This window comes from Nocardia fusca NBRC 14340, from assembly GCF_001618425.1.
Lineage (GTDB): Bacteria > Actinomycetota > Actinomycetes > Mycobacteriales > Mycobacteriaceae > Nocardia > Nocardia fusca.
The window spans coordinates 55681-77963 of record NZ_BDCU01000030.1 but is presented as its reverse complement, the minus strand read 5'-3'; the positions used below and the strand labels follow the sequence as shown (position 1 = coordinate 77963).

Below are 22283 nucleotides of genomic sequence, written 5' to 3'. Positions count from 1 at the left end.
ATGCCGGTAGCCGGACGCGGTGCCGCTACACCTCGGCGACGCAGGTGACGAGCTGACGCTCGTCATAGGTGTAGTAGCTGGTGGCCTCCGCGGGGCACCCGGCTTCGTCGGTGGTACCGGTCAGGATCTTCAGCACGTGCACGGTATCGGGCTTACCCGGCGTGCACGGGCTGTGCGTGGGGCTGTCGCTACCCGACGGAATCGTCATGCACTGACCTTCGACCCAGTCGATGTCCAGGCACAGCGCGCCCTGCTCCTGGCCGGCCAGGGTCACATAGTAGGTCTGGTCGACGTCGGACGCGCAGCCGTCCTGGGTGGGGGCCTTGGCGACCACCTTGTAGTTCGAATTCTCCGAACCACACTCGGCGTGGTCGATCTCCGCGTCCATCATCGTCCCCGACAGCGTGACACAGTCGCCGATGGCGGCGTCGAAATCGACATCCCCGCCCTCGTCGGCTCCGTTCTGTCCGGGCACGGTGGATACCGCGCTCGCCGACGAACTCTGCGCCGAGTCGTTCCCGCCGGTACACGCCGACAGGGTCAGCACCGCACAGCCGAGTACAACGAGGCCTGCCAGCACACCGGGAATCCGGAACACGGGCGAACGTCTGGACATGCGAACTCCTTCATGGAAATACGTGAGGTGAACAGTGTTCGGGCAGTACATGATTCGGAACGGGTACGCCGGAATGTGGTGTCTGCGGGGAACGGAGCCGGGCAGGCCCCCGGCCCCGCGACCGCCGCCGGGAGTACCGGCCGTGCAGGGTTGCCCGGACATCACGACCTGCCCCCGGTGGCCGGTGACGGTCGCACGGAGGGCCGATTACTTCGGTGACACACCGCCGGACGACGGCAGTGCGAGTGATGCCCGGCCGGCGTGGCCGAACGCGGCGGCGACGAGATCGACTGTGGCGGTATGCCGTTGTCCCGGTGGACCGGCCACAGGCGAATGCTCGCGTGAGCTTACCGGTCGACCCCCCGACCCGCGGTGATCTCGGGGACGGTCACCCGTGCCCCGGCTCCCCGCCGCGCCCGTGACCTACGGCCGTAGCTTCCCACGTCGGTACCTACTCCTCCTCGCTGGTGCCCGGCGCAGATCTTAACCGCTCGCGCCGACAAAGTGGATCCCTCGGACAGGTTCGCTTGTCCGAGGGATCGAGGAGAGGTCGCCGATCGTCAGATCGATCCGGCGGCGGCCGAGATCCGCGCCGCCAGGGCGCGGATCATCTCGGTTGCGACGACCGCGTGCCCGCCGGTTCTGAAATGGATGAGATCTGCGCTCATGAGGTCCGGGCGCAATCGCAGCGGATGGTCCCAGAAGTCGACCAGCACCGCGTCGTACCGGCCGGCCACGTCACGGACGATCGCGTTGAGCTCGGCCATCCGCGGCCGCATCGGCCGCATCGGCGCCATCCGTTCGGTCTCCCAGACATCGGCCACGGTGAACGCGCACAGCTGGGCGCCGGTAGCGGCCAGCGCGGAGAAAGCGGTTTCGAGATTCGCGTGCAGCCGGTCGGTATCGCCGCCGGGATGGAACAGGTCGTTGCCGCCGCACGATATGTGCACGAGGTCGGGCCGGAACTCCAGTACCGGCGCGAGCTGTTCGGCGAGCAGCTGATCCGAGGTGGCGCCGATCCGCCCGGTGTTCAGGTATGCCGTCTCGGGGTGCACCGCGGTGAGGGCCTCCGCGACGCGGTCGGCCCAGCCGATGTCGCGGTAGCCCGCGGACGCCTCACCCACTCCCTGGGCGATGGAATCGCCGAGCACGGCGTAGCGCCGCCAGGGCGCATCGCGTAAGAGGGCGCGGGCACTGCCGGGGGAGATCAGCATCGGGTCGTCGGATTCGGTGCGGCCGTGGTGGTCTGTCATATCGACTCCTGTCGGGACGGAACGGCGATCAGGCAGGCCGATATGGCGGCGAAGCCCGCGCACAGCAGGAACAGGGTGTGGAACCCGGCGAGCGGGTCACCGGGGTGGGCGGCGAGCACCGCCGCCAGGACAGCGATACCGAGCGCGCCGCCGAGCTGGCGCGCCGTCAGGTTCATCCCGGTACCGGCCGCGAAGCGATGTGGCGGTAGCGCGTTCGCCGCGGTGGCGCCCAGGACGGTCACCACGATTCCCACACCGCCGCCGCCGAGTATTCCGGCCGGGATCCACGCCGACCACAGCGCCGGAGTGGGCCCGAACATCCCGGTGCTCATCCAGGCGAGCGTCGCGAGGAACATCAGTACCCCGAGGACCCCTGTCCAGCGCCGGGGGCCGGGCGCGGTGATGCGGCCGGTGAGCGCCGCGGTCACCATCGAGGCCACCGCGCCCACGCTCAGCGCCGCGGCCGAACCCAGGACGGAATATCCCCACATCTCGTCGAGGAACATCGGCCCCGCCAGCAGCCATGCGAACATGGCGGCGCCGAACGCGAACGAAGCGGCATTGGCCAGCGCGAATGACCGGTTCCGCCAGAGGTCCACGGCGAGCGCGGGATTCGGATGCCGGAGGGATCGGCGCAGCGCGGCGAGCGTGAGCAGGGCGCCCAGGCCGAGGGCGCCGAGCGTGCCGGGTGCGGTCCAGCCCCAGCGCTGCCCCTCGGTGAGTCCCGCGACGAGCCCGCCCAGACCGGAGGCGACCATGACCGTGCCCACCGGGTCCGGCAGTGCACCGCGCGTCCGCTCGGTATCCGGTGCCAGGATGCGGAAGGCCAGACCGGCCAGAGCGAGCGCGATCGGCACATTGATCACGAAAATGGAGCGCCAGCCGAACAGTTCGACCAGCGCGCCGCCGAGCGCGGGACCCACAACCGCGGCGAAACCCCCGGCCGCCGACCAGGCCGCGATGGCGCCGCCGATCCGTGCGCGCGGGGTGCCGGCGAGCAGCGCGCCGAGGGCGGAGGGCACCATCAGCGCGGCCGTCGCCCCTTGGGCCACGCGGGCGGCGATGAGCAGGCCCGCGGTCGGCGCCAGCCCGCACAGCAGGGAGGTGAGCGCGAAACCCACCAGGGCGGTGAGGAAGACCGTGCGTCGTCCCACCGCGTCGGCGATCCGGCCGCCCGGGGTGAGCAGCGCGGCGAACGCGACCGCATAACCGCTGACAACCCAGGTGAGGGTGGTCAACGAGGTGGCCGGATGGTCGCGGGCGAGGGAGGGAAAGGCGATATTGACGACCGACAGGTCGAGGAACGCGAGGAAGGCCGCGCCACTGGCGACGAGAAGCGCGCCGGAGCCGCGTTCGGGGGTGGACTGCGGGCCGGGGGCCCGCACGGACGATGCGGTCATGGGAATCCTGGAAGCCGAGGGAAACAAAACGTACGAACGTTCGTAAAGAAAATACGACCGATCGTTCGTATTGACAAGAGGGCGGTGTCAGAATGGGACGTATGACGGAGGCGATCACGGATCAACGGCTGGTCAAGGGGGCCCGATCCCGGGCGGCGATCGCCCGGCGCGCCGCCGATGTGGCGTCGGTCGAAGGGCTCGCGGGCGTCAGCCTGGGCAGACTGGCGACTGATCTGGGCATCAGTAAGAGCGGGATCGCCACCCTGTTCAAAACGAAAGAGGCGCTCCAGTTGGCCGCGATCCGGGCCGGTCGCGACGTCTTCGTGGAACAGATCATCACGCCCGCCCTGCGGGTACCGCGCGGTCTACCCAGGGTGCGCACGCTGGTCGAACGCTGGCTCGGTTACATCACCGACCCGGTGTTCCCCGGCGGCTGCTTCCGGGCCGCGGTGCTCGCCGAATTCGACAGCCGGCCGGGGCCGGTTCGCGACGCCGTCGCCGCGGACCACGAGGAGTGGATGACGTTCCTGGCCGGGGAGATCCGTAAGGCTCAGGAACTGGGTGAGCTGACCGGGCGGAACGCGGCGGCGCTGGCCTTCGAGCTCGACGCGATCGTCGGCGCCGCCAACGTCGCCCGCCAGCTCGGCGACGACGAGCGAGTCCTGATCGCGCGCCGGATCGTGGCGGATCTGCTGCACTGACCGCTCGCGAAGGGCCGGTGGCGGTGTCGTGGCGAATGTCTTCTACTCGCGGAGAGCGCCCCGTTCGAGGCCCAGATAGCCGGTGAGTTCCGCCGCGGCGGCCCGCCCGGCCCTGTTCGCGCCGATCGTACTGGCCGACGGCCCGTAGCCGATCAGGTGGATCCGCGGATCCACCGCGACTCGGGTGGCGAGCGCGCCGCTCATGGTGATTCCGCCGCCCGGACCGCGGAGTCGCAGTGGGGCCAGATGGTCCAGCGCACTGCGAAAGCCCGTGGCCCACAGGATGACCTGCGCGGCCTGGAAACTACCGTCGGCCCAGCGCACACCCTCGGGCTCGATATGGTCGAACATCGGCCGCCGCCGCAGGACGCCGCGTTCCCGGGCGGCGCGGAGCCGGTCGTCCAGCGGGAGACCGGTCACCGAGACCACCGAGCCGGGCGGAAGCCCTCGGCGTACCCGATCCTCCACGATCGCCACGGCCCGGCGGCCCGCTTCCACGTCGAACGGCGCCTCCCGGAAGGCGGGTTCCGAACGCGTCACCCACGTGGTGCCGGTGACCCGGGAGATCTCGTCGAGCAACTGGACCGCGGAGATTCCACCACCGACGACCACCACGTGCTGCCCCGCGAACTCCGCCGGATCACGGTAATCGCGGGTGTGCAGCTGCCGGCCGGCGAAGGTCTCCGCGCCGCGATAGTGCGGTACGAAAGGATGCTCCCAGGTTCCGGTGCCGTTGATCAGGCCGCGCACCCGAAGCGTGCCCGCGCGGTCGGTCTCGGCGTGCAGGAGGCCGTCGTCTCCGGATCGATCGCACACCACCCGCACGCTCACCGGCCGGCGCACTCGGAGCTCGAAATGCTCCTCGTAGCGCTGGTAGTAGCGCGGCACCGCGGTCGCCGCCGGGACCTCGGCCCCGGCGCCACCCGGATCGGCGTTCTCGGCGAAGGGCATACCGGGCAGGTCGTGCACCCGGTTCACGGTGCTGAGGGTCAGTGACGGCCAGCGGAACTGCCAGGCGCCGCCGGGGCCGGGCGCATGGTCGACGATGAGGAAATCCTGTCCCGGCACGAGCCCGCGCCGCCGCAGGTGGTATCCGGCCGACAGACCGGACTGCCCGGCCCCGATTACCAGTATCGGGAAATCCGGTTCCGCCGGATGTACTGCCTGCTGTGCCATGGTCGCCGATGCTAGTGCGCCCGCGCCACCGGGAACCGCCGGCCACAACCCGGCGGCCCGTACCCGCCGAGCGGTCCGCTCGCCCGCCGCTGCGGCGGGCACCCGGGCCCTCAGCGGGTCATCGGGAGTTCCACCACGAATCGCGCGCCGCCGGAGTCCGCGGGCTCGACCCGGATCGTCCCCTCGTGCCGTCCGACCACATCGCGCACGATCGCCAGGCCCAGGCCCGCACCTCCTTCGTCTCGGCTGCGGGCGTCATCGAGGCGCACGAAACGCTGGAATATCCGCTCCCGATCGGCCTCGGGCACACCCGGGCCGTCGTCGGTCACCACGAGCACGGCCCGGTCACCCCGCCGCTCCAGCGTCACCCGCACCGCCGTCGCGGCATGCCGTTGCGCGTTGTCCACGAGATTGCCCAGGACCCGGGCCAGTTGGGTCCGGCTACCGGTGACGGCGAGCTCGTCCACACCGAGACCGGCGCCGACCGGTAGGCGATCGCCGACCCGGTGGGCCAGTTCCTCCCGGACCAGCGCCGGGAGCTCGACCCGGTCGGCCCGGGGCTGTTCGCCCGCGTCGAGCCGGGCCAGCAGCAGCAGATCGGCCGCGAGGTGTTCCAGCCGCACGGTGTCGCCGAGCAGGCCGTCGAGTTCGAGCAACCCCGGATGCGCCTGCGCCACTTCGAGCTGGGTGCGCAGACTGGCGATCGGGCTGCGCAGTTCGTGTGCGGCGTCGGCGATGAACCGGCGCTGACGTTCCGCGGACTGCTCCAGTGCCGCCAGCGTGTCGTTGGTGGTGACCGCCAACCGGGCGATCTCGTCACGGGCGGCGGGTTCGGGAACCCGGCGCGACAGGTCGCCGTGCATGATCTCGGCGAGCTCGGACCGGATGGACTCCACCGGCCGCAACGCCCACCGCGTGACCAGCCAGGTCACCGCGGCGACCACGGCGAGCAGCGCAGGCAGGCCGATCAGCATCGCCCGCCGCACATCGGCGACCGCGCTGTCGGCGGTATCCAGCGACGCGCCCGCGTAGACGGTGACCGGTTGCCCGTCGGGGGTGGTGCCACCGAGCGCGGCGACGCGATAACTGTCGGGCCCGGAATCACCCACTGCCAGTTCGGTCTGCCCGAACACCGGTTCGGTGGCGGCGGAAGCGCCGCCGCCCCGCGTGGCTCCCGCCCCGCCGGAACCGGCCGCGCTGCCGGTGCCGAAGCCGGACCCGGTATCCCCGGGGCGGGGCGACTCGTTTTCGTCCTCGTCTCCGTCCTCGGATTCCGATTCCGAGTCGTCGTCCTCATCCGCTGCCTCATCGGATTCGTCGTCCGCGGAATCCTCGCCGTCGCCGGACCGTGCCTCCGTATCCGGCCCGAAGCCGGCCATCGGGGCCCGGCCCCGCAGTTCCTCGTCGGCGGCGAGTACCCGCCCGTCCGCCGAAACGACCTGCACCGGTTCGTCGTCGGGATCCGGCAGCCGAAGGTGTGCGAGTGGTGTTCCCGCCTCCAACTGCCCGGCGATATCGCGCGCGGTGTTCGCGGCCTGCAGATCCGCGCTCTCGACCAGATTGCCGCGTAGGGCCGCGAGCAGGATGAGCCCGGTGGCGGTCAGGGCGATCGCCACCACCACGGTGGCCGCGACCGTGGTCCGCGCCCGGACCGAGTTCCACCAGGCGCCGCGGCGGCGCGCCCGCTCACCCACGCTCGGCCGCCATGCGGTATCCCGCGCCGCGTACCGTCAGAATGGTCCGGCAGCCGAAGGGGGTATCGATCTTGCGGCGCAGGGTGCTGATGTAGACCTCGACGATATTCGGGTCGCCGTCGTAGGCGAAATCCCAGACATGGTGCAGGATATCGGCTTTGGAGACGACCTGCCCGGCGCGCACGGCCAGATGCTCCAGTACCGCGAATTCTTTGGCGGTCAGGACGATCTCGCGGTCTCCGCGCCGGCAGCCGTGGGTGGCGGGGTCGACCACCAGATCGCCGACCCGCAGGACGCGCACCCCGCCGCGGGTGCGGCGGCGCAGCAGCGCCCGGATCCGGGCCACCAACACCACATAGGAGAACGGTTTGCTGAGGTAGTCGTCGGCGCCGGTGTCCAGGCCCTCGGCCTCGTCGTACTCACCGTCCTTGGCGGTGAGCATCAGCACCGGTGTTTCGTGACCCGCGGCGCGCAGGGTCGCGCACACGCGGTAGCCGTTCATACCGGGCAGCATGATGTCCAGGATGATCAGGTCGTACTCGGTGATGGTGGCGCGGTGCAGTCCCTCGGCCCCATCGTGTACGACGTCGACCGCAAAACCTTCGGCCGACAACCCTTTCGCCAGTGCGAGGGCGAGCCGTTTCTCATCCTCCACGATCAGCAGACGCATCCACCCAGAGTGTCAGACGCTTCCTGAAAGGTTCTTCAGGTGACTTCAGGTCACCTTCAGTATCGGCTTGCCACAGTGATGACCGTATTCGGGACGTACACCCCAGGAGGTTTCACCATGGCAAGCGTTATTCGTCACGCGGTCGCCGGTCTGCGCTGGATTCTGATCGGCACCGCGGTCGTGGCCGTGGTCGCCGGTGCCGCCGTCGGCGTCGCCACCGTTGCCCTCGGGCACACCCCACCGCACGGCACCGTCGCCCTCGATCGCCCGATCGCGGAGTGGTCTCTCGTCGCCGATCCCGGGATCGATCGCATCCAGGCCATGGACGCCGCCGTGGCCGCGGTACCGGATAGCAGGGCGGTCGCGGCCGAGTTCGAGACCGAGCACCGCGGGCCGGTGTGGGAGGTGGAAGTCGTGACCTCGGCGGGCGTCGAATACGAGGTGACGGTGGACGCGAACACCGGTGAGATCATCGGTGCGGCCGAACACGATTGATCCGCCCCGTGCGTGTCCGGGCGCCGGGTACGGGCCGGCTGCCGCCCCGGTGCGGCAGCCGGCCCCGCCGCGCAGGCGAGGTGCGGGAGCGGGCGGCGCGGCGATGCGACACTGGATTCGCTGTCGCTGTTGTCTGCGAGAGTTCCGGATCGAACAGAAGGTGACCGCCGATGACGATGATCGAGGTGCCCGCGCCCGACGGCGAAATCAAGGCCGTATGGGAGACGCCCGAGGGTCCGGGACCGTGGCCCGCGGTGGTGCTGCTGCACGACGCGGTGGGGCTGACCGCCGATCTGCGTCGCAATGCCCGCATGCTGGCCGACCACGGCTATCTGGTGATCGCGCCGGACCTGTTCTCCCGCGGGCCGCGCTGTATCCCCGGCGTATTCCGCGATCTGCTGTTCACCGGCGCGGGCAGGGCGGTGCGCGATATCCTCGCCGCGCTGCGGCGGATACGCGACGATTCCTCGTGCACCGGCCGGGTCGCGGTGGCCGGTTTCTGTATGGGCGGTGGTTTCGCCCTGCTCACCGCGCCCCGCGGTTTCGACGCCGCCGCTCCCTTCTATCCGACCAGCCGGGGCGACTACGCGGAGATGTTGCGGGGCAGCTGCCCTATCGTCGCCAGCTACGGCCGGTTGGATCCGATCAATATCGGCCGAGCGCACCGGCTGGAACGGGTACTCGACGACTACGGCGTCGCCCACGACGTCAAGACCTATTCCGGGGTCACCCACGCGTTCGCCAACCGGCTTCCCACCGAGCCCGTCCTGCGAGTCGCCGGTCTCGGTTACGACGAGAAGGCCACCGAAGACGCCTGGCGACGCGTTTTCGCCTTTTTCGACGCACACCTGAAAAGCCCTTCGCCGCACTGACTGCCGCTGCCGCGGTCGACGGCGGAACCGATACCGCGCAGCCGGCTTCGTGTTCCCCACAACGGGAAGCCATCGGCCGGAAATCCAAGCCGTTGAATATCGTACCGTTCAACAACGGCATAGTTGCCGCTGCTGCGTCCGGCGTCGTGTCCGGGCGGTTCGGTTCGACGGAAGCAGGTTCGAGATGTCCAACAACTTCTTTATGACCTTCATGATGATGATGATCATGATGATGATGTTCTGAGTTCCTCGCGTGGCCGACCGGGCTCGACGCCGATCGCTCGGCCGGGTCGCCCGAGAGCTTTTGCTCTCGGGCCACATCGGCTCAACGGTCGGCGAGACCGCCCGGTGAAACGGATGAGCAGGTCACCCGGGGCGGCGACCTGCTCATCCCGGCGCACGCTCCTCGCCGAGCAACGCGCGCTCTTCCGGTTGGCTCGATGATCAGTACAACGGGGTTTCAACGGGACTGTGCCGGACTGTCCTTATTGCGGCACGACATGCCGGCGGCACCGGCCGGTCAGGGATGTGCACTAGCGAATTCTCAGATGCAGAGGTAGGCGCTGCCGAGATTGAGGCAGATCCCGATAACGACGGAGCCCTCGACCGGGGTGGCGGACGGGGTGGCGGCGGAGGCGAGCGGGGCCGCGAAGATACCGAGAGACAGGGCCATCGCACTCGCGGCGAAGATCTTGCTGATTCTGGTCGACATTGCACATCCTTCGGTCGGGGTGAACCATGGACATCAATTCGCGCAGCATCATCAGTTTTCGCTGCTCGCAATGCCGACACCAGACAAGAAAGCATCAATTTTCCCTGGACGGAGTCACGGTAGGGTTACCGATAAGCGCGACGGGTCGCGCGAGATCGCGGTGACCGAGGGATCGATCAGAGCCGCCCGGCGTCGAATTCCTCTCGGCCGCGCACGATATCCGCGTGGTTCGCGCGTGCCCGGTCGGCCACGGCGTTCACCACCACCGCGCGGCTTTCACGCCGCGGCGACAGGGAGTATTCGACCCGAGGCGGTGCGGTCGGGTGCGCCCGGCGGCCGATCAGCCCGTCGCGCAGGAGATTTCGGATGCCGACGGTGGGCATGCGCTGGGACAGGCCGGGAATCGCCCGCGGCAACTCGCTGAAACGCCGTGGCCCGGAACGCAAGCCGTGACCGAAGGGCTTGTCGGAAAGGGAGCGACAAGCCCTTCGGGGTTGCGCGGCGGGTTACTCCTGCCCGTCGGTTCCGTACCCGAGTTCGACGTCGTAGCCGACCTCTTCGCCGGAAATATCGATCTGCCCGGTGACCGGCGGATAGCCGCGGGCCACGACCGTGTACCGGCCTTCGGGGAGATCGGGCACGATGTAGCGGCCCTGCTCGTCGGTGCGCGCGGTGGCGGCCACATCGCCGGTGGCGTCGAGGACGGTGATCTGGATATCGGTCACCGGCCGCCCGCCGTCGGCCCGGGCCGACCCGGTCAGCACGGCCATCGGCGCGAGTTCGATATCGTGCCGCAGCCGGCCGCTGTCGGGCACGGTGAGCGCGGTCGCGCTCGGGCGCATGTGCTCGGCGACCGCCACCAGTGTGTAGGTGCCGGGAACCACGCCGTGGCAGAGGTAGGCGCCGTCCTTGCCGGACGCGGCCGTGGCGACGACCTCGCCGTACTGGTCGGTCACCGTGACCGTCGCGCCGGCCAGCGGCGCACCGCCGCGGGTCGAGCGGACGGTGCCCGACAACTCGCCGAGCCCGGAAAGGGTCAGGTCCATGCGCTGTGGCTGCGCGGCGTGCGCGACATTGACCGCGGTCGGCCGGTGACCCGGCGCCGAGACGATCAGCACATAACTACCCGGGCCGGGGGCGTTGACGGTGTAGCCGCCGTCGCCGGACCCGCTCGCCCGCGCGACCTGGTGTCCGCGCTGGTCGATCAGGGTGAGCGCCGCCCCGGGGACCGGGCGCCCGTCCTCGCGGGTGATGTGCCCGTGGAACGAGCCGCTCTCGTCACCGGCCCCGGAGTACCGGGTGGTCGGCAGCGAGGTCTGTGCGGTGACGGCCGGGCCGTACACGCCGTGACCGTTCTGTCCGGCCGGCGCCTGCGAGGTGAGCGCGCCGACGGGTACGGGTGCCGGTTCGGTCCGCGGATCGTCGGCGGTCTCGGGTACCGGGGCGTGGTGCCGGCCCACCGGCTCGGCCACCGCGGGGGTGCGGTCGAGGTCGGCCAGATCATCGGGCACCTGGGCCTCGGTCCCCATATCGGTGGCGGCCGCGGGATCGGCCGTCGGCTCGATATCGATCGTGCGCCGCAGCGGGCGGTTCGGCAGCAGTGTCGCGGCGATGAGCGCCACCACACAGGTCACCGCGGCGATCAGGAAGATCCGGCCGGTGGCGTCACCGTAGGCAAAGCGCACGATCTCGGCGATCGGGGCGGGCAGCGCCTTCAGGTCCAGATTGCCGCTGCCCGAGGAGGTGGTGTGGATGCCGAGTTCGGCGAAACGGGCGGTGGACAGTTCGCTCACCCGGGTCGCCAGCACCGAGCCCAGGACCGAGACGCCGATGGCGCCACCGAAGGTACGGAAGAAGGCGACGCTGCTGGACGCGGCGCCGATGTTCTGCACGCTCACGGTGTTCTGAACCGCCAGCACCAGGTTCTGCATCATCATGCCGACGCCCGCGCCGGTGACGGTGATGAAGCAGCCGATCAGCCAGATGTTCGTGGCATGGTCGACGGTGGCCAGCAGGGCGAACCCGACCACCAGCAGGGCCGCGCCGCCGACGACGAAGGGCTTCCACTTGCCGAACCGGGTGATGAGCTGACCGGAGATCACCGAGGTGACGAGCATCCCGGCCACCATCGGCGAGGACAGCAGACCCGCCGCGGTGGGGGAGTAGCCGCGGGCGGTCTGCAGATACTGACCGAGGAACGTGGTGGCGCCGAACATGCCGACACCCACGGCGATCGAGGCGAGGATGGCCAGCGCGGTAGTGCGTTCGGTGACGATCTTCAGCGGGATGATCGGATCCTTCACCCGCGATTCGACGAGCACCGTCAACGCCAGCAGCAGTACACCGCCGCCCACGTAGAGTGCCGATTCGGTGGACCACCACTCGTAGTACCCGGCCTTGCCGGCGAACGAGACCCAGATCAGCAGGACCGAGACACCCGCGGTGAGCAGGGTGGCGCCGAGCCAGTCGATGCTGACGCCCTCTTTGCGGGTCGTCGGCAGCCGCAGTGTGCGCTGCAGGAGCAGCAGAGCGATCACGGCGAGCGGAATGCAGATGAAGAAGCACCAACGCCAGCCGAGGGGGCTGTCCACGATGACGCCGCCCAGGATCGGCCCGCCCGTCATGGAGACCGCCATGACCGCGCCCATGTAGCCGGAGTACCGCCCGCGTTCACGCGGCGGAATGATGCTGCCGATGATCGCGACTACCAGTGCGGTCAGCCCGCCCATTCCGACGCCCTGCAACGCGCGGGCGGCCAGGAGCAGTCCGACATCGTGGGCGAAACCGGCGATCACCGAGCCGACCACGAAGATGATGATGCCCAGCTGCACCAGCGTCTTCTTGTTGAACAGGTCGGCCAGCTTGCCCCAGATCGGTGTCGAGGCCGCGTTGGTGAGCAGGGCGGCGGTGATGACCCAGGCATAGGCGGTCTGCGAAGCCTGTAGATCACCGATGATGGTCGGCAGGGCATTGGCGACGATGGTCGTGCTGAGCAGCGCGGTGAACAGCGCCGCCAGCAGACCGGTCATCGCTTCGAGGATTTCGCGATGGCTCATGGCGAGCGGATCGCGAGAGGCTGGCGCCTCGGTGTCAGACATCGGCTCTCTCTTTCGAAACCTGCGGGTTCTCGTCCGCCGTGCCACAGCGGTCCCTGGAGTTGAGGGAATTCCGGAGGCGGCGCATCACCTGATAGGCCTGTTCCACGTCGTCCTCGGTCCAATCGCCGAGGGTTTCCTGGAGGTGCCTGGTGTGCAACGCCCGGACGCGGTGCAGCAGATCCTGGCCGTCCGGGGTCAGCCGGACCAGGCTGGCGCGGCCGTCACTGGGATCGGCCTCGCGGCTGATGTATCCGGCGGCGGCCAGTTCGGTGATGTGCCGGCTCATCGCCGAGGGGGTGATACGGAGATCGGCCGCGAGGCCCACCTGCCGGCAGGGACCCGCCGTCTCGAGGGTGGACAGGACGCCGAGCCCGCCGGGGAGCAGCCGGCCCGCGTCGGAATGGGCCAGCGTGCTCCGGAGGGCACGGCCGATGAGGAACATCTCGCCGAGGAGGTTCTGTGTGGTATCCGCTGAGACTGGCACGGTGGCTCCAAACGATGATTAGTTCACTACGCTAACTAAAAATAGATCAGTTGCTTGCGGTAATCAACTATCGCAAAACGGACACCGGCGCCTCGGCTCGAGCCCGACTCCCCGGAAGCCCGCTCGGTTAGCCTCGGGTGGAACCGAATATCCGAACCGGGTGCTGTATCCGGTCCGATCGAAAGGGTAATTGTGCCGATAGAGCTGGACCTGTCGACCGATGAACTGCTGTCCACCACCCGGGCGGTGCGCAAGCGCCTCGACCTCGAGCGCGAGGTCCCGCTCGAGGTCGTGCGGGAGTGTATCGAACTGGCGGTCCAGGCGCCCAGCGGTTCGAACCGGCAGGGCTGGCACTGGGTCGTGGTCACCGATGCCGAACGCAAGCGTGGGCTGGGGGAGTTGTACCGGAAATCCTTCGAACGCTACGCGGCGTCGAAGTACTTTCCCGGAAACCAGGCCGGTTCGGGCTCCCCGGAGGACGCCGCCCGGCAGCGTATCGCGAGTTCGGCGACGTATCTGGCGGAGAAGATGGGCGAGGTGCCCACTCTGCTCGTGCCGTGCATCGAGGGGCGGGTGGACGGGGCCTCGGGTGCGCAGAGCGCCTCCCACTGGTCGTCCCTGTTCCCGGCGGTGTGGAGCTTCTGCCTGGCCGCGCGTTCCCGCGGGCTCGGTACGGCCTGGACCACCCTGCATCTGAGCTACGAGCGCGAGGCCGCCGACATCCTGGGAATCCCGTACGACACGGTGTCCCAGGGCGCGCTGCTCCCGGTCGCCTATACGAAGGGGACCGATTTCAAGCCGGCCGCCCGCGCGGATCTGGACCGGATCGTGCACATCGGAGGCTGGTAGGCCGGCCTCTCGCGACCTCGCCCGGGTCCGGCCGGGGTAGGTGCTCCGCTACCGGCGGGCGGGCCCGGCCTCGCCGGCCGATCCGGCTGCGGTGCCGCATATCCGCACGCCCACCGGGAGGTTGACCGCATTGCCTCCCGGCGGGCGTTCTACGTAGAGGCGAACGGCGCGGTGGGCATACCGCCGGGAGCAGGGGCGTCCGACGCCGAGCCGGGCGAACATCGGACTCTTGACAGGTGGCGTGTCAGCGATCACACTTGCCACGGAAGTTGACATGACTGTCACGTCAGTCTCAGTGAGTCAGGAGGCATCGGTGCCTGCAGTTCCCGATATGCGCGCGCTCGGGCGAGAAGTGAGCAACTGGGGTCGCTGGGGGAGTGACGACGAGCGGGGGACCACGAATCTCATCACCCCGGAGCGGGTTGCCGCCGCGGCCGGCCTGATCCGGACCGGCGAGGTCTTCCATCTGGGGATCCCTCTCGACGGGGACGGTCCGCAGCCCGGCGGCCCGCGTATCAACCCCATCCGGCTCATGTCCGAGAACGGTCAGGAGCAGGTGCTTCCCGGTGGTTTCAAATGGGCCGACGACTACGTCTTCATGCCGCTGCAGGCGGGCTCGCAATACGATTCGCTCGCCCACGTGCACTACGACGACCAGCTCTACAACGGCTTCGCCGGGGACGGTGTCTCGGTCAAGGGCGCCGACAAATGCGGTATCCACACCCAGGCGGGCGGCATCGCCGGGCGCGGTGTCCTGCTCGATATCGCGAAGGCACGCGGCGTGGACTGGCTCGAGGCCGGTACCGCGATCGGCCCCGAGGAACTCGACGAGGTCGCCGCGGCCCAAGGTGTCACGGTCGGCGCGGGCGATATCCTGCTGATCCGGACGGGCTGGCGCAAGAAGTTCCTGTCCGACGGCGATGCCGCCGGGTTCATGGCGGGAGAGCCGGGACTGAGCCTGAACTGTGCGACCTGGCTGCGGGAACGCGATGTGGCAGTGGTCGGCTCGGACAACTGGGCCGTCGAGGTGATGCCCGGCGAGAACCCGGGCGCCGCGTTCGAACTCCATATGGTGCTCATCCGGGATATGGGCCTGACCCTCGCCGAGATGCTCGACTTCGAGGATCTGTCCGAGGCGTGTGCCGCCGACGGCCGCTACGACTTCTTCTACGCAGGTCCGCCCCTGCAGTTCACCCGCGGCATCGGCTCGCCGATCAATCCGCTGGCGATCAGATGAGGACGGCCATGAACGCGATCGCGATGCCGCGGTGGGAAGGAAGCAGGACCCGTGCTGGTCGGTGACATCGTCGAATACGGCGCACGTAAACATCCGGACCGTATCGCGTTGCGGTTCGAAGACCAACGGATCGGCTACCGAGAGCTGCGCGATCGCAGCCGGAGGCTGGCCAACGCCCTGCTGGGCGTGGCCGCGCCCGGGGACCGGGTCGCCGTCCTCTCCGCCAACTGCACGGAGTACTTCGACTGCTACTACGGCGTGCCGATGGCCGGTATGGCGCTGACCATCCTGAACTTCCGGTCCCATCCGGATCAGGTGGCCGCGCTGCTGCGGCACTCGGGCGCCGGGGTGCTGATCGTCGCCGCGGAATTCGCCGATCTGGTGGCCCGGATCCGGGCGGAGATCCCCGGCGTGCACACCGTGGTATCGATCGGCGGTCCCGTCGAATCGGCCACGGCGTGGGAGGAATTCGTGGGTGGGGCGGAGGCCGTGGAGCCGCCGGTACGCCCGGCGGCCGACGATACCGCCTGGCTGGTGTACACCAGCGGGACGACCGGTACCCCGAAGGGAGTGATGCTCAGTCATCGCAACCTCCTCGCCGGGGTCACCTCGTCGGCGTTGCAGTGGGACCTGCCCGAGGACACGGTGTTCCTGTTCTGCTTCCCGCTGTGCCATGTCGGCGGATATGTCACGCTGGTCAACCATCTGCTGGGCGCCACCGTCGGGTTCCTCCGGACCTACGACAACACCACGTTCCTCCGGTTGGTGGACGAATGGCAGGTCACCCAGACCGGTTTGGCGCCGACGATGATCAGCTTCCTGCTCCGGGACCCCGCGCTGGAGACCAGCGGGCTGACCACGTTGCAGGCGGTCGGTTACGGGTCGGCGGCGATTCCGGCCGCGGTGCTGCGGGAGGGGTTGCAGCGGTTCGGCTGCGACTTCTACCAGGGCATGGGCATGACCGAACTCGCCGGCAATGTGCTGCATCTGGATGCCGCGGCGCATCGTCGGGCGGCAGCCGGCGAAACGGGCCTGCTGATGTCGGCGGGTAAACCGATGCGCTTGGCCGATATCCGGGTCGTCGACGACGAATTCGCCGATGTCGCGGTCGGTGAGATCGGCGAGATGGTCGTACGCGCCGATCAGGTGACGGCCGGTTACTGGAACGATCCGCAGGCGACGGAGGCCGCGTTCACCGACGGATGGTTCCGCACCGGGGATCTGGTCCGGCAGGACGACGAAGGCTTCGTCTACATCGTCGACCGGAAGAAGGATCTCATCATCAGCGGTGGCGAGAACGTCGCCTCGCTCACCGTGGAGCAGGCGCTGTACCGGCATTCCGCGGTCGCCGAGGCCGCCGCCATCGGCGTACCCGATGAGACCTGGGGCGAGGTGGTCTGCGCGGTCGTGGTGCCGCGAGCCGGAGCGACCGTGGCGGCCGCCGATATCATCGCCGGCTGCCGGGAGCATCTCGCCGGTTTCCAGGTGCCGCGGCGCGTCGAGTTCGTGGACGCGCTTCCCAAGAATGTGACCGGGAAGATCCTCAAACGAGAGCTGCGCGAGCGGTTCTCACCTGCGAGATGAGGGAACGGGGCCGGTCGGGTGGGCAGACCACCCGACCGGCCCCGCAGCAGGGGCGACCCGGTGCGCAAAAGGCGAAGGACCCGGTTCCGGCTGTACAGCCGGAACCGGGTCCTTCGTCGTGAGGTGCGCGGGAGGCCCGATCCGACGACGCGCTGCCGGACGGTCCCGGGGCGGGGATCGTCCGGCAGCGTGTGTGGTCCGGGTCAGCCGAGCCGGCGCGGATTCGAAACCCGCAGCCTCGCCTCGACAGCGGCGGTCACCGCGACGCGGACCCGCGCGTCCCGGCCGGCGAGAGTGCCCGCATGCAGTCGTTCGGCCAGGGCCGCCTCGGAGGGACAGTCCAGGGCGCGCAGCAGATCGCGCACCCGGTCCGAGGGCCCGGCACCGGCTCGCAGTTCCCGGCCGCCGATCTGCAGCAGGGACGCACAGATACGCAGCAGATAGCGTTGCGCGGTAGCGTCCTCCGGCAGAGCCGGGCCGATCTCCCCGGTGAGTGTCTCCGTCACGAGCTCCAGGATCTCGGTGAGGTCCGGGCGATCGTGGACCGTCGGCGCCGGGGCCTGCGGTGCGCTGTCGCCGGGAAAGGCTTCGAGCAGGCCGAGAACGTCGAGCAGGTCGTACTCGGATTCGCAGACCCGGCGCCCGATGGCGGCCAGTTCGAGCGAATGTTCGGCGCCGCCGAGATGGCGTTCGGCCTGGAATCGGCTCAACACCAGCCATTTCAGTGTGCCGAAGACTTCCCACCAGTGCAGTTCGGCCGGCGACGGCCGGTCGCCGGTGGCCCGCTGGTAGCCGTCCAGGAGCTGGTCTCTGGAGCCGAGCCCGCCCACCGGTGCCGCCGCGCCGAAGCGCCAGGCACGAACACAGAGCCAGCCCAGGTCCTCGATCGGGTTGCCGAGATGGGCCAGTTCCCAGTCGAGTACGCCCCGGATGCCGTCGGCGTCGATCAGCAGGTTACCGAGCCGGAAATCGCCGTGCACGAGGCAGGCCGCTCGATCGGGTGGCGGGTTGTCGCGCAGCCAGCGCAGGCCGAGTTCCACCGTGGGCCGGGGTTCGGCCAGGTCCCGATAGGTTCTTTCGATGGCGTCCAGGGGATCACGGTCGTCGAGCGCGGTGAGCGTCGTCACCGGTGTGCGATGGACCAGCCCCAGCACGTAGCCGAAATCCTCGGCGAGATGCGCACGGACGGCGGCGAAGCCGGGATCACGCTGCAGCTTGCGCGGGATCGACTCGCCGGGGACGGTGTTCATCAGCAGGTACGGGGCATCGATACCGGGCGCGGTGTCCCCGGAGGCGAGTACCTCGGGAACCGGCACCCCGGCCCCGGCCGCGGCGCGCAGACACGCCACTTCGGCCCGCATCCGGTCGATCTCGCCCCGGCCCGGCGGGTCCCGGCGCAGCACCGCGGTGCTCTCGCGGCCGGTGTGATCGGTAGCGCGCACCGCGTAGATCTCGCGGCTGGCGCCGCCCGTGAGCCGGCGCACCTCGGCGCCCGTGAGTTCGGTGCCGGTGGCGGCGGCGAGGACGGCACGTACTCCTTCGGCGAGTGTGGCCGACGGCGTCGTCACAGCCACGGTGCGGCCCCGGGGTCGCGCAACAGGCGCCGCGCGGTGGACATCCGGTGCACCTCGTCGGGGCCGTCGTAGACGCGCGCGTAGCGTGCCTGCCGGTACATCCGCTCCAGCGGAGTATCGGCGGTGAGGCCGAGCGCGCCGTGTACCTGGATGGCGCGATCGATGACATCGTGCAGCATCCGGGCGCCCCAGAACTTCACCAGGCCGACACGTACGCGATAGTCCGCTCCGGCGTCCATCGCCCGCGCGGCGTCGAGGGTCATGAGCCGCGCCGCGTGGATCTGGGCGGCGGATTCGGCGATATAGCGGTGGATCTCGCCCTTCTCCGCGAGCAGCGACCCGTGCGCGAAGCGGGTGTTGGCACGGGCGCACATCAGTTCGTAGGCGCGCTGGGCCTGGCCGAGCCAGCGCATACCGTGGAAGATCCGACCGGCACCGAGCCGGTCCTGGGCCACCGCGAAGCCCTTGCCGCGTTCGCCGAGCAGACTGTCCAGGGGGACGCGGACGTCGGTGAGACGGACCTCGTAATGATCACTGGGGTCGTGTCCCATCGTCGGGATCGAGCGCACGATCTCGAAACCCGGCGTATCGCTCGGCACGATGATCGCGCTGATCCGGGCGTGCCGGGGCGCGCTGTCGGGTTCGGTGCGGGCGAACACGGTGCACAACGCCGCCTGCTCCGCTCCGGTGGTGAACCATTTGTGCCCGTTGATCACCCAGCTGTCGCCGTCGGGTACGGCGCGGGTCTCGATCAGCGTCGGGTCCGAGCCCGCGACCTCGGGTTCGGTGAGCCCGACCGACGGCAGGATATCCCCGGACACCAACCCGGGGATCCAGCGCCGGCGCTGTTCCTCGGTGCCGTGCAGATGCAGCATGATCGTGTCCTGCATGGTGACCGAACCGACCGCCAGCTGCCCGAACTCCGAGCGGCCGATGATCTCGTTGAGGTAGACGAAATCGAGGAACGGCAGGCCGCCGCCGCCCACCTCGGCGGGATGGCCGAGTGCCCAGAGACCGAGTTCCTTCGCTCGTGCGCGCAGACCGGCGAGCGCCTCCCGCGCGGTGTCGTCGTCCCGGGCGAGCACCGGTTCCCGGGGGATGACCTCGTCGTCGATGAACCCGCGCATCCGCGCGGTGAGTTCGGTGAGCCGGGTATCCATCGTCGTCATCCCTTCCGGCCGGTGGTGAACTCGCGCAGCGGCCGGGTCGCCGCCGAGTCGACGTATTCGGCGATGCGGGCGATGCGTCCGTCCCGGACCTCGACGAACAGACACGCCGCCACCTCGAGCAGCCCGTATCCGGGGAGTTCGCCGCGCAGGACGTGCTGCTGGGCGAAGCCGGCGGGCAGCGGGTACCGGCGGATGTCCTCGTAGCGCATGTCCACGAGGGTGCGCGAGAGCCAGCGCAGGACCCGCAGATTCTCGGTGACGGTTTCCTCGGTGCCCTTGTCGTTGTGCCAGATCCGGGCGTCGGGCGCGTACAGCTCGGTCAGGGTCGCTTCATCGCCCGCGCTGACGGCGGCGAAGAAACGATCGGCCAGATCGTTCATCGATGTCCTCTTCTTTCGGCATGACCGGTGGCATGGCCCCGGCGGTGTTCAGCGCCCGGGCGCGGACGAGGGGTGCAGGCGCCCACCGGCGCGGAGCAGATTGCTGTCGGCGGTCTTGCCGAGCAGATCGGCGGCCAGGCTCGCTGCGGCGAGGGTCGCCGGCAGATCGATGCCGGTGGCGATACCGCTGTCCTCGAACAGGTAGACCAGTTCCTCGGTCGCGATATTGCCGCCGGCACCGGGCGCGAAGGGGCAGCCGCCGAAACCGCCCGCAGCCGCGTCGAATCGGCGGACCCCGTGCAGATAACCCGACCACGCGTTGGCCAGGCCCTGTCCCCGGGTGTTGTGCAGATGCAGCCCGATCTCCACTCCGGGGACCGCGGCGTGGACCAGGTCGACGACCTCGGCGGTCCGGCGCGGGGTGGCCGTGCCGACGGTGTCGGCGACCGAGAGACTGTCGGCGCCGGCCGCCCGGGCGCGCGCCGCGATCTCGGCGACCCGGTGCGGCGGGGTAGGGCCGTCGAAGGGGCAGTCGAAGGCGATCGCGATGATCACCTCCAGCTCGCCGCCCGCGCGGTGGACCATCTCGGCGACGGGGTCGATCAGGGCGATCGACTCTTCGCTGGTCCGGTCGACATTGGCGACACTGTGCGCATCGGAAGCCGACACCACGTACTCGAGCCGGGTCACGCCCGCGGCGAGCGCCCGGCGGACCCCGCCCGGTCCGGCGACCAGAGCCGAGAACGTCACGTCCGGCCAGCGGTGTAGCCGGGCGGCGACCAGTTCGGCATCGGCGAGCGCCGGTATGGCGCGCGGGGACACGAACGAGGTGACCTCGATCCGGCCGACTCCCGTGGCCGCCAGTGCCGCGATCAGTTCGAGTTTGGCCTCGGTGGTGACGGGCGCCTCGATCTGCAGCCCGTCACGCGGCCCGACCTCGCGGATATCGACCTGTGCCGGGGCGGTCATGCGATGGTTCCCTGCGCGTGCAGTTCGCCGAGTCGGTCGGGGGTGTAGCCGAGGATTTCGCCGAGGACCTCATCGGTATGGGTACCCGGGCGACCGGGTCCGCCCCAGCGGACACCGCCCGGTGTCTCGCTCAATTTTGGTACCACGCCGACGCCTTTCACCGGTATCGGGTCGTATCCGGGGTCGGCGGGCTCGGCCGAGGGATCGCGGTGATCGACGAAAAGATCGCGGGCGAGGAACTGTGGGTCGGCCATCACCTCGGCGACCGTGTTGACCGGTCCGGCCACGACACCGGCCGCGGCCAGCAGGTCGATGAGTTCGGCCGCGGTGAACTCCACCGCCCATGCCGCGATGATCTCGTCGAGTTCGTCCTGGTTGCGGCCGCGCGCGGTGTGGTCGATATAGCGGGGGTCGGTCGCGAGTTCGGGGCGGCCCATGGCTGCTGCCAGCCGCCCGAACACGGTGTCCTGGTTGGCCGCGATGATGACCCACAGACCGTCTTTGGCGCGGTACAGATTCGAGGGCGCGATCCGGTCCAGCCGGGTTCCCGACGGCTGCCTGATATGCCCGGTCTTGTGGTAGTCGGGCACCGTGGATTCCTGGATCGCGAGGGATGCCTCGGTGAGCGCCGCGTCGACGATCTGCCCGCGGCCGGTGCGTTCCCGCACCAGGAGGGCGGCCAGGACGCCCTGGAAGGCGAACATCCCGGCGAGGCTGTCGCCCAGCGACAGGGCGATACGGGGTGGGGCCTGGCCCGGAAAGCCGTTGAGGTACCGGAGACCGCTGACGCCCTCGGCGACCGAGGCGTAGCCCGGCCGGGAAGAATAGGGCCCGGTCTGGCCGTAGCCCGAGACCCGGGCGAGTACGAGCCCGGGCGAGACCGCGGTCAGCACGTCGTAGCCGATTCCCCAGCGCTCCAGCGTCCCCGGCCGGAAGCTTTCCACCACCACATCGGCGGTGCGGGCCAGTTCGAGGAAGATCTCGCGGCCCGTATCGGTCCGCAGGTCGATGCCGACGCAACGCTTGTTGCGGGCGTGGACCGTCCAGAAATACTGGTGGCCGCCTTCGGCCTGACCCCATTCGCGTAACGGGTCGGGCCGGTCCGGCGCTTCGATCTTGATGACATCCGCGCCGAGGTCACCGAGTAGCCGGCCGCAGTAGGGCCCCGCGATGAGCGTCCCCAGTTCCAGGACGCGATAGCCCTCGAGCGGGCCGCGCGGCGGCGCGTCCGCGCCGGGTCGCGAATCCGTTGTCATTACTTGCCTCCTCGAAACGGCAGGGGGTGGGAGCTGTCGTAGCGAACGAGGCGTCGGGTCGGACGGGGAGATCCCACCAGGAGGCCGGGTTCGT

21 protein-coding genes and 1 pseudogene are annotated in these 22283 nt (G+C 69.6%); 6 read left to right on the top strand and 16 right to left on the bottom strand.

Annotation, left to right across the window (positions count from 1 at the left end; genetic code table 11):
• Positions 1-25: 25 nt before the first annotated feature.
• The 3 genes from lppU to NF4_RS19280 all read right to left on the bottom strand — a co-directional run bounded on the left by lppU (position 26) and on the right by NF4_RS19280 (position 3269).
• Positions 26-616, bottom strand: a complete 591-nt coding sequence (gene lppU, locus NF4_RS19290; RefSeq protein ID WP_063128744.1) for an LppU family putative lipoprotein — start codon at positions 614-616, stop codon at positions 26-28.
• A gap of 560 nt (positions 617-1176) precedes the next feature.
• Positions 1177-1869: an SGNH/GDSL hydrolase family protein gene (locus tag NF4_RS19285; RefSeq protein ID WP_063128743.1), complete on the bottom strand. Its 693-nt coding sequence runs from the start codon at positions 1867-1869 to the stop codon at positions 1177-1179.
• Entirely contained in the window at positions 1866-3269 is a 1404-nt protein-coding gene (locus NF4_RS19280; RefSeq protein WP_063128742.1) for an MFS transporter, read from the bottom strand. Before NF4_RS19280 ends, NF4_RS19285 begins: the two co-directional genes overlap by 4 nt.
• A gap of 101 nt (positions 3270-3370) precedes the next feature.
• Here NF4_RS19280 and NF4_RS19275 point away from each other — a divergent pair, with 101 nt between their 5' ends.
• Positions 3371-3970, top strand: a complete 600-nt coding sequence (locus tag NF4_RS19275) for a TetR/AcrR family transcriptional regulator (RefSeq protein WP_063128938.1) — start codon at positions 3371-3373, stop codon at positions 3968-3970.
• Between the two features lie 42 nt (positions 3971-4012).
• Here the strand turns inward: NF4_RS19275 and NF4_RS19270 are convergent, their stop codons facing one another.
• The 3 genes from NF4_RS19270 to NF4_RS19260 all read right to left on the bottom strand — a co-directional run bounded on the left by NF4_RS19270 (position 4013) and on the right by NF4_RS19260 (position 7510).
• A complete protein-coding gene (locus tag NF4_RS19270) occupies positions 4013-5146 on the bottom strand; it encodes an NAD(P)-binding domain-containing protein (RefSeq protein ID WP_063128741.1) in 1134 nt (377 codons plus the stop codon).
• Between the two features lie 110 nt (positions 5147-5256).
• On the bottom strand, positions 5257-6840 hold the full coding sequence (locus tag NF4_RS19265) for a sensor histidine kinase (protein WP_063128740.1): 1584 nt from the start codon (positions 6838-6840) through the stop codon (positions 5257-5259).
• Positions 6833-7510: a response regulator gene (locus NF4_RS19260; RefSeq protein ID WP_063128739.1), complete on the bottom strand. Its 678-nt coding sequence runs from the start codon at positions 7508-7510 to the stop codon at positions 6833-6835. The genes NF4_RS19265 and NF4_RS19260 overlap by 8 nt, the downstream gene beginning before the upstream one ends.
• Positions 7511-7627: 117 nt before the next feature.
• Here NF4_RS19260 and NF4_RS19255 point away from each other — a divergent pair, with 117 nt between their 5' ends.
• Positions 7628-8005 (top strand): PepSY domain-containing protein, encoded by a 378-nt coding sequence (locus NF4_RS19255; protein WP_198165385.1) that lies wholly within the window; start codon positions 7628-7630, stop codon positions 8003-8005.
• A gap of 170 nt (positions 8006-8175) precedes the next feature.
• Entirely contained in the window at positions 8176-8877 is a 702-nt protein-coding gene (locus NF4_RS19250) for a dienelactone hydrolase family protein (protein WP_063128737.1), read from the top strand.
• 544 nt (positions 8878-9421) lie between these two features.
• On the opposite strand, the gene NF4_RS37880 is transcribed toward NF4_RS19250, so the two are convergent.
• The 5 genes and pseudogenes from NF4_RS37880 to NF4_RS19230 form a co-directional block, all read right to left on the bottom strand.
• Positions 9422-9589 (bottom strand): hypothetical protein, encoded by a 168-nt coding sequence (locus NF4_RS37880; protein ID WP_157120454.1) that lies wholly within the window; start codon positions 9587-9589, stop codon positions 9422-9424.
• Positions 9590-9765: 176 nt separating this feature from the next.
• Entirely contained in the window at positions 9766-10035 is a 270-nt protein-coding gene (locus NF4_RS19240; protein WP_063128735.1) for a winged helix-turn-helix transcriptional regulator, read from the bottom strand.
• 60 nt (positions 10036-10095) lie between these two features.
• Complete coding sequence (locus NF4_RS39350) at positions 10096-11118, bottom strand: MSCRAMM family protein (protein WP_232330576.1); 1023 nt, start codon at positions 11116-11118, stop codon at positions 10096-10098.
• Between the two features lie 32 nt (positions 11119-11150).
• Positions 11151-12645 (bottom strand): annotated as a pseudogene (locus NF4_RS39345) (MFS transporter); the annotation flags it as partial.
• A gap of 34 nt (positions 12646-12679) precedes the next feature.
• Positions 12680-13171 (bottom strand): MarR family winged helix-turn-helix transcriptional regulator, encoded by a 492-nt coding sequence (locus tag NF4_RS19230; protein ID WP_063034379.1) that lies wholly within the window; start codon positions 13169-13171, stop codon positions 12680-12682.
• A 198-nt stretch (positions 13172-13369) separates the two neighbouring features.
• Between NF4_RS19230 and NF4_RS19225 the strand changes: the two genes are divergently transcribed.
• From NF4_RS19225 to NF4_RS19215, 3 genes are all read left to right on the top strand, one after another.
• On the top strand, positions 13370-14020 hold the full coding sequence (locus NF4_RS19225; protein ID WP_063128937.1) for a nitroreductase family protein: 651 nt from the start codon (positions 13370-13372) through the stop codon (positions 14018-14020).
• 331 nt (positions 14021-14351) lie between these two features.
• Positions 14352-15257: a cyclase family protein gene (locus NF4_RS19220; protein ID WP_063128734.1), complete on the top strand. Its 906-nt coding sequence runs from the start codon at positions 14352-14354 to the stop codon at positions 15255-15257.
• A gap of 51 nt (positions 15258-15308) precedes the next feature.
• Positions 15309-16841 carry a long-chain-fatty-acid--CoA ligase gene (locus NF4_RS19215; protein WP_063128733.1) on the top strand — a complete coding sequence of 511 codons (1533 nt, stop codon included), beginning with the start codon at positions 15309-15311 and terminating at the stop codon, positions 16839-16841.
• 203 nt (positions 16842-17044) lie between these two features.
• On the opposite strand, the gene NF4_RS19210 is transcribed toward NF4_RS19215, so the two are convergent.
• The 5 genes from NF4_RS19210 to NF4_RS19190 are packed head-to-tail and all read right to left on the bottom strand — an operon-like array spanning position 17045 to position 22189.
• Complete coding sequence (locus NF4_RS19210; RefSeq protein WP_063128732.1) at positions 17045-18409, bottom strand: phosphotransferase; 1365 nt, start codon at positions 18407-18409, stop codon at positions 17045-17047.
• Positions 18406-19584, bottom strand: coding sequence for an acyl-CoA dehydrogenase family protein (locus tag NF4_RS19205; protein ID WP_063128731.1), 1179 nt, complete (start codon positions 19582-19584; stop codon positions 18406-18408). The genes NF4_RS19210 and NF4_RS19205 overlap by 4 nt, the downstream gene beginning before the upstream one ends.
• The gene (locus tag NF4_RS19200) at positions 19581-19964 is read right to left on the bottom strand and encodes a nuclear transport factor 2 family protein (protein WP_063128730.1); all 384 of its coding nucleotides are present in this window, start codon (positions 19962-19964) and stop codon (positions 19581-19583) included. Before NF4_RS19200 ends, NF4_RS19205 begins: the two co-directional genes overlap by 4 nt.
• A 48-nt stretch (positions 19965-20012) precedes the next feature.
• Entirely contained in the window at positions 20013-20933 is a 921-nt protein-coding gene (locus NF4_RS19195) for a hydroxymethylglutaryl-CoA lyase (RefSeq protein ID WP_063128729.1), read from the bottom strand.
• Positions 20930-22189, bottom strand: coding sequence for a CaiB/BaiF CoA transferase family protein (locus tag NF4_RS19190; RefSeq protein ID WP_063128728.1), 1260 nt, complete (start codon positions 22187-22189; stop codon positions 20930-20932). The genes NF4_RS19195 and NF4_RS19190 overlap by 4 nt, the downstream gene beginning before the upstream one ends.
• Positions 22190-22283: the final 94 nt, after the last annotated feature.

Coding starts and splice junctions, on each gene's coding strand:
- lppU (WP_063128744.1), bottom strand. CDS start 616: ATGTCCAGACGTTCGCCCGTGTTCCGGATTCCCGGTGTGCTGGCAGGC.
- NF4_RS19285 (WP_063128743.1), bottom strand. CDS start 1,869: ATGACAGACCACCACGGCCGCACCGAATCCGACGACCCGATGCTGATC.
- NF4_RS19280 (WP_063128742.1), bottom strand. CDS start 3,269: ATGACCGCATCGTCCGTGCGGGCCCCCGGCCCGCAGTCCACCCCCGAA.
- NF4_RS19275 (WP_063128938.1), top strand. CDS start 3,371: ATGACGGAGGCGATCACGGATCAACGGCTGGTCAAGGGGGCCCGATCC.
- NF4_RS19270 (WP_063128741.1), bottom strand. CDS start 5,146: ATGGCACAGCAGGCAGTACATCCGGCGGAACCGGATTTCCCGATACTG.
- NF4_RS19260 (WP_063128739.1), bottom strand. CDS start 7,510: ATGCGTCTGCTGATCGTGGAGGATGAGAAACGGCTCGCCCTCGCACTG.
- NF4_RS19255 (WP_198165385.1), top strand. CDS start 7,628: ATGGCAAGCGTTATTCGTCACGCGGTCGCCGGTCTGCGCTGGATTCTG.
- NF4_RS19250 (WP_063128737.1), top strand. CDS start 8,176: ATGACGATGATCGAGGTGCCCGCGCCCGACGGCGAAATCAAGGCCGTA.
- NF4_RS37880 (WP_157120454.1), bottom strand. CDS start 9,589: ATGTCGACCAGAATCAGCAAGATCTTCGCCGCGAGTGCGATGGCCCTG.
- NF4_RS39350 (WP_232330576.1), bottom strand. CDS start 11,118: ATGGGGACCGAGGCCCAGGTGCCCGATGATCTGGCCGACCTCGACCGC.
- NF4_RS19220 (WP_063128734.1), top strand. CDS start 14,352: ATGCGCGCGCTCGGGCGAGAAGTGAGCAACTGGGGTCGCTGGGGGAGT.
- NF4_RS19205 (WP_063128731.1), bottom strand. CDS start 19,584: ATGACGACGATGGATACCCGGCTCACCGAACTCACCGCGCGGATGCGC.
- NF4_RS19200 (WP_063128730.1), bottom strand. CDS start 19,964: ATGAACGATCTGGCCGATCGTTTCTTCGCCGCCGTCAGCGCGGGCGAT.
- NF4_RS19195 (WP_063128729.1), bottom strand. CDS start 20,933: ATGACCGCCCCGGCACAGGTCGATATCCGCGAGGTCGGGCCGCGTGAC.
- NF4_RS19190 (WP_063128728.1), bottom strand. CDS start 22,189: ATGACAACGGATTCGCGACCCGGCGCGGACGCGCCGCCGCGCGGCCCG.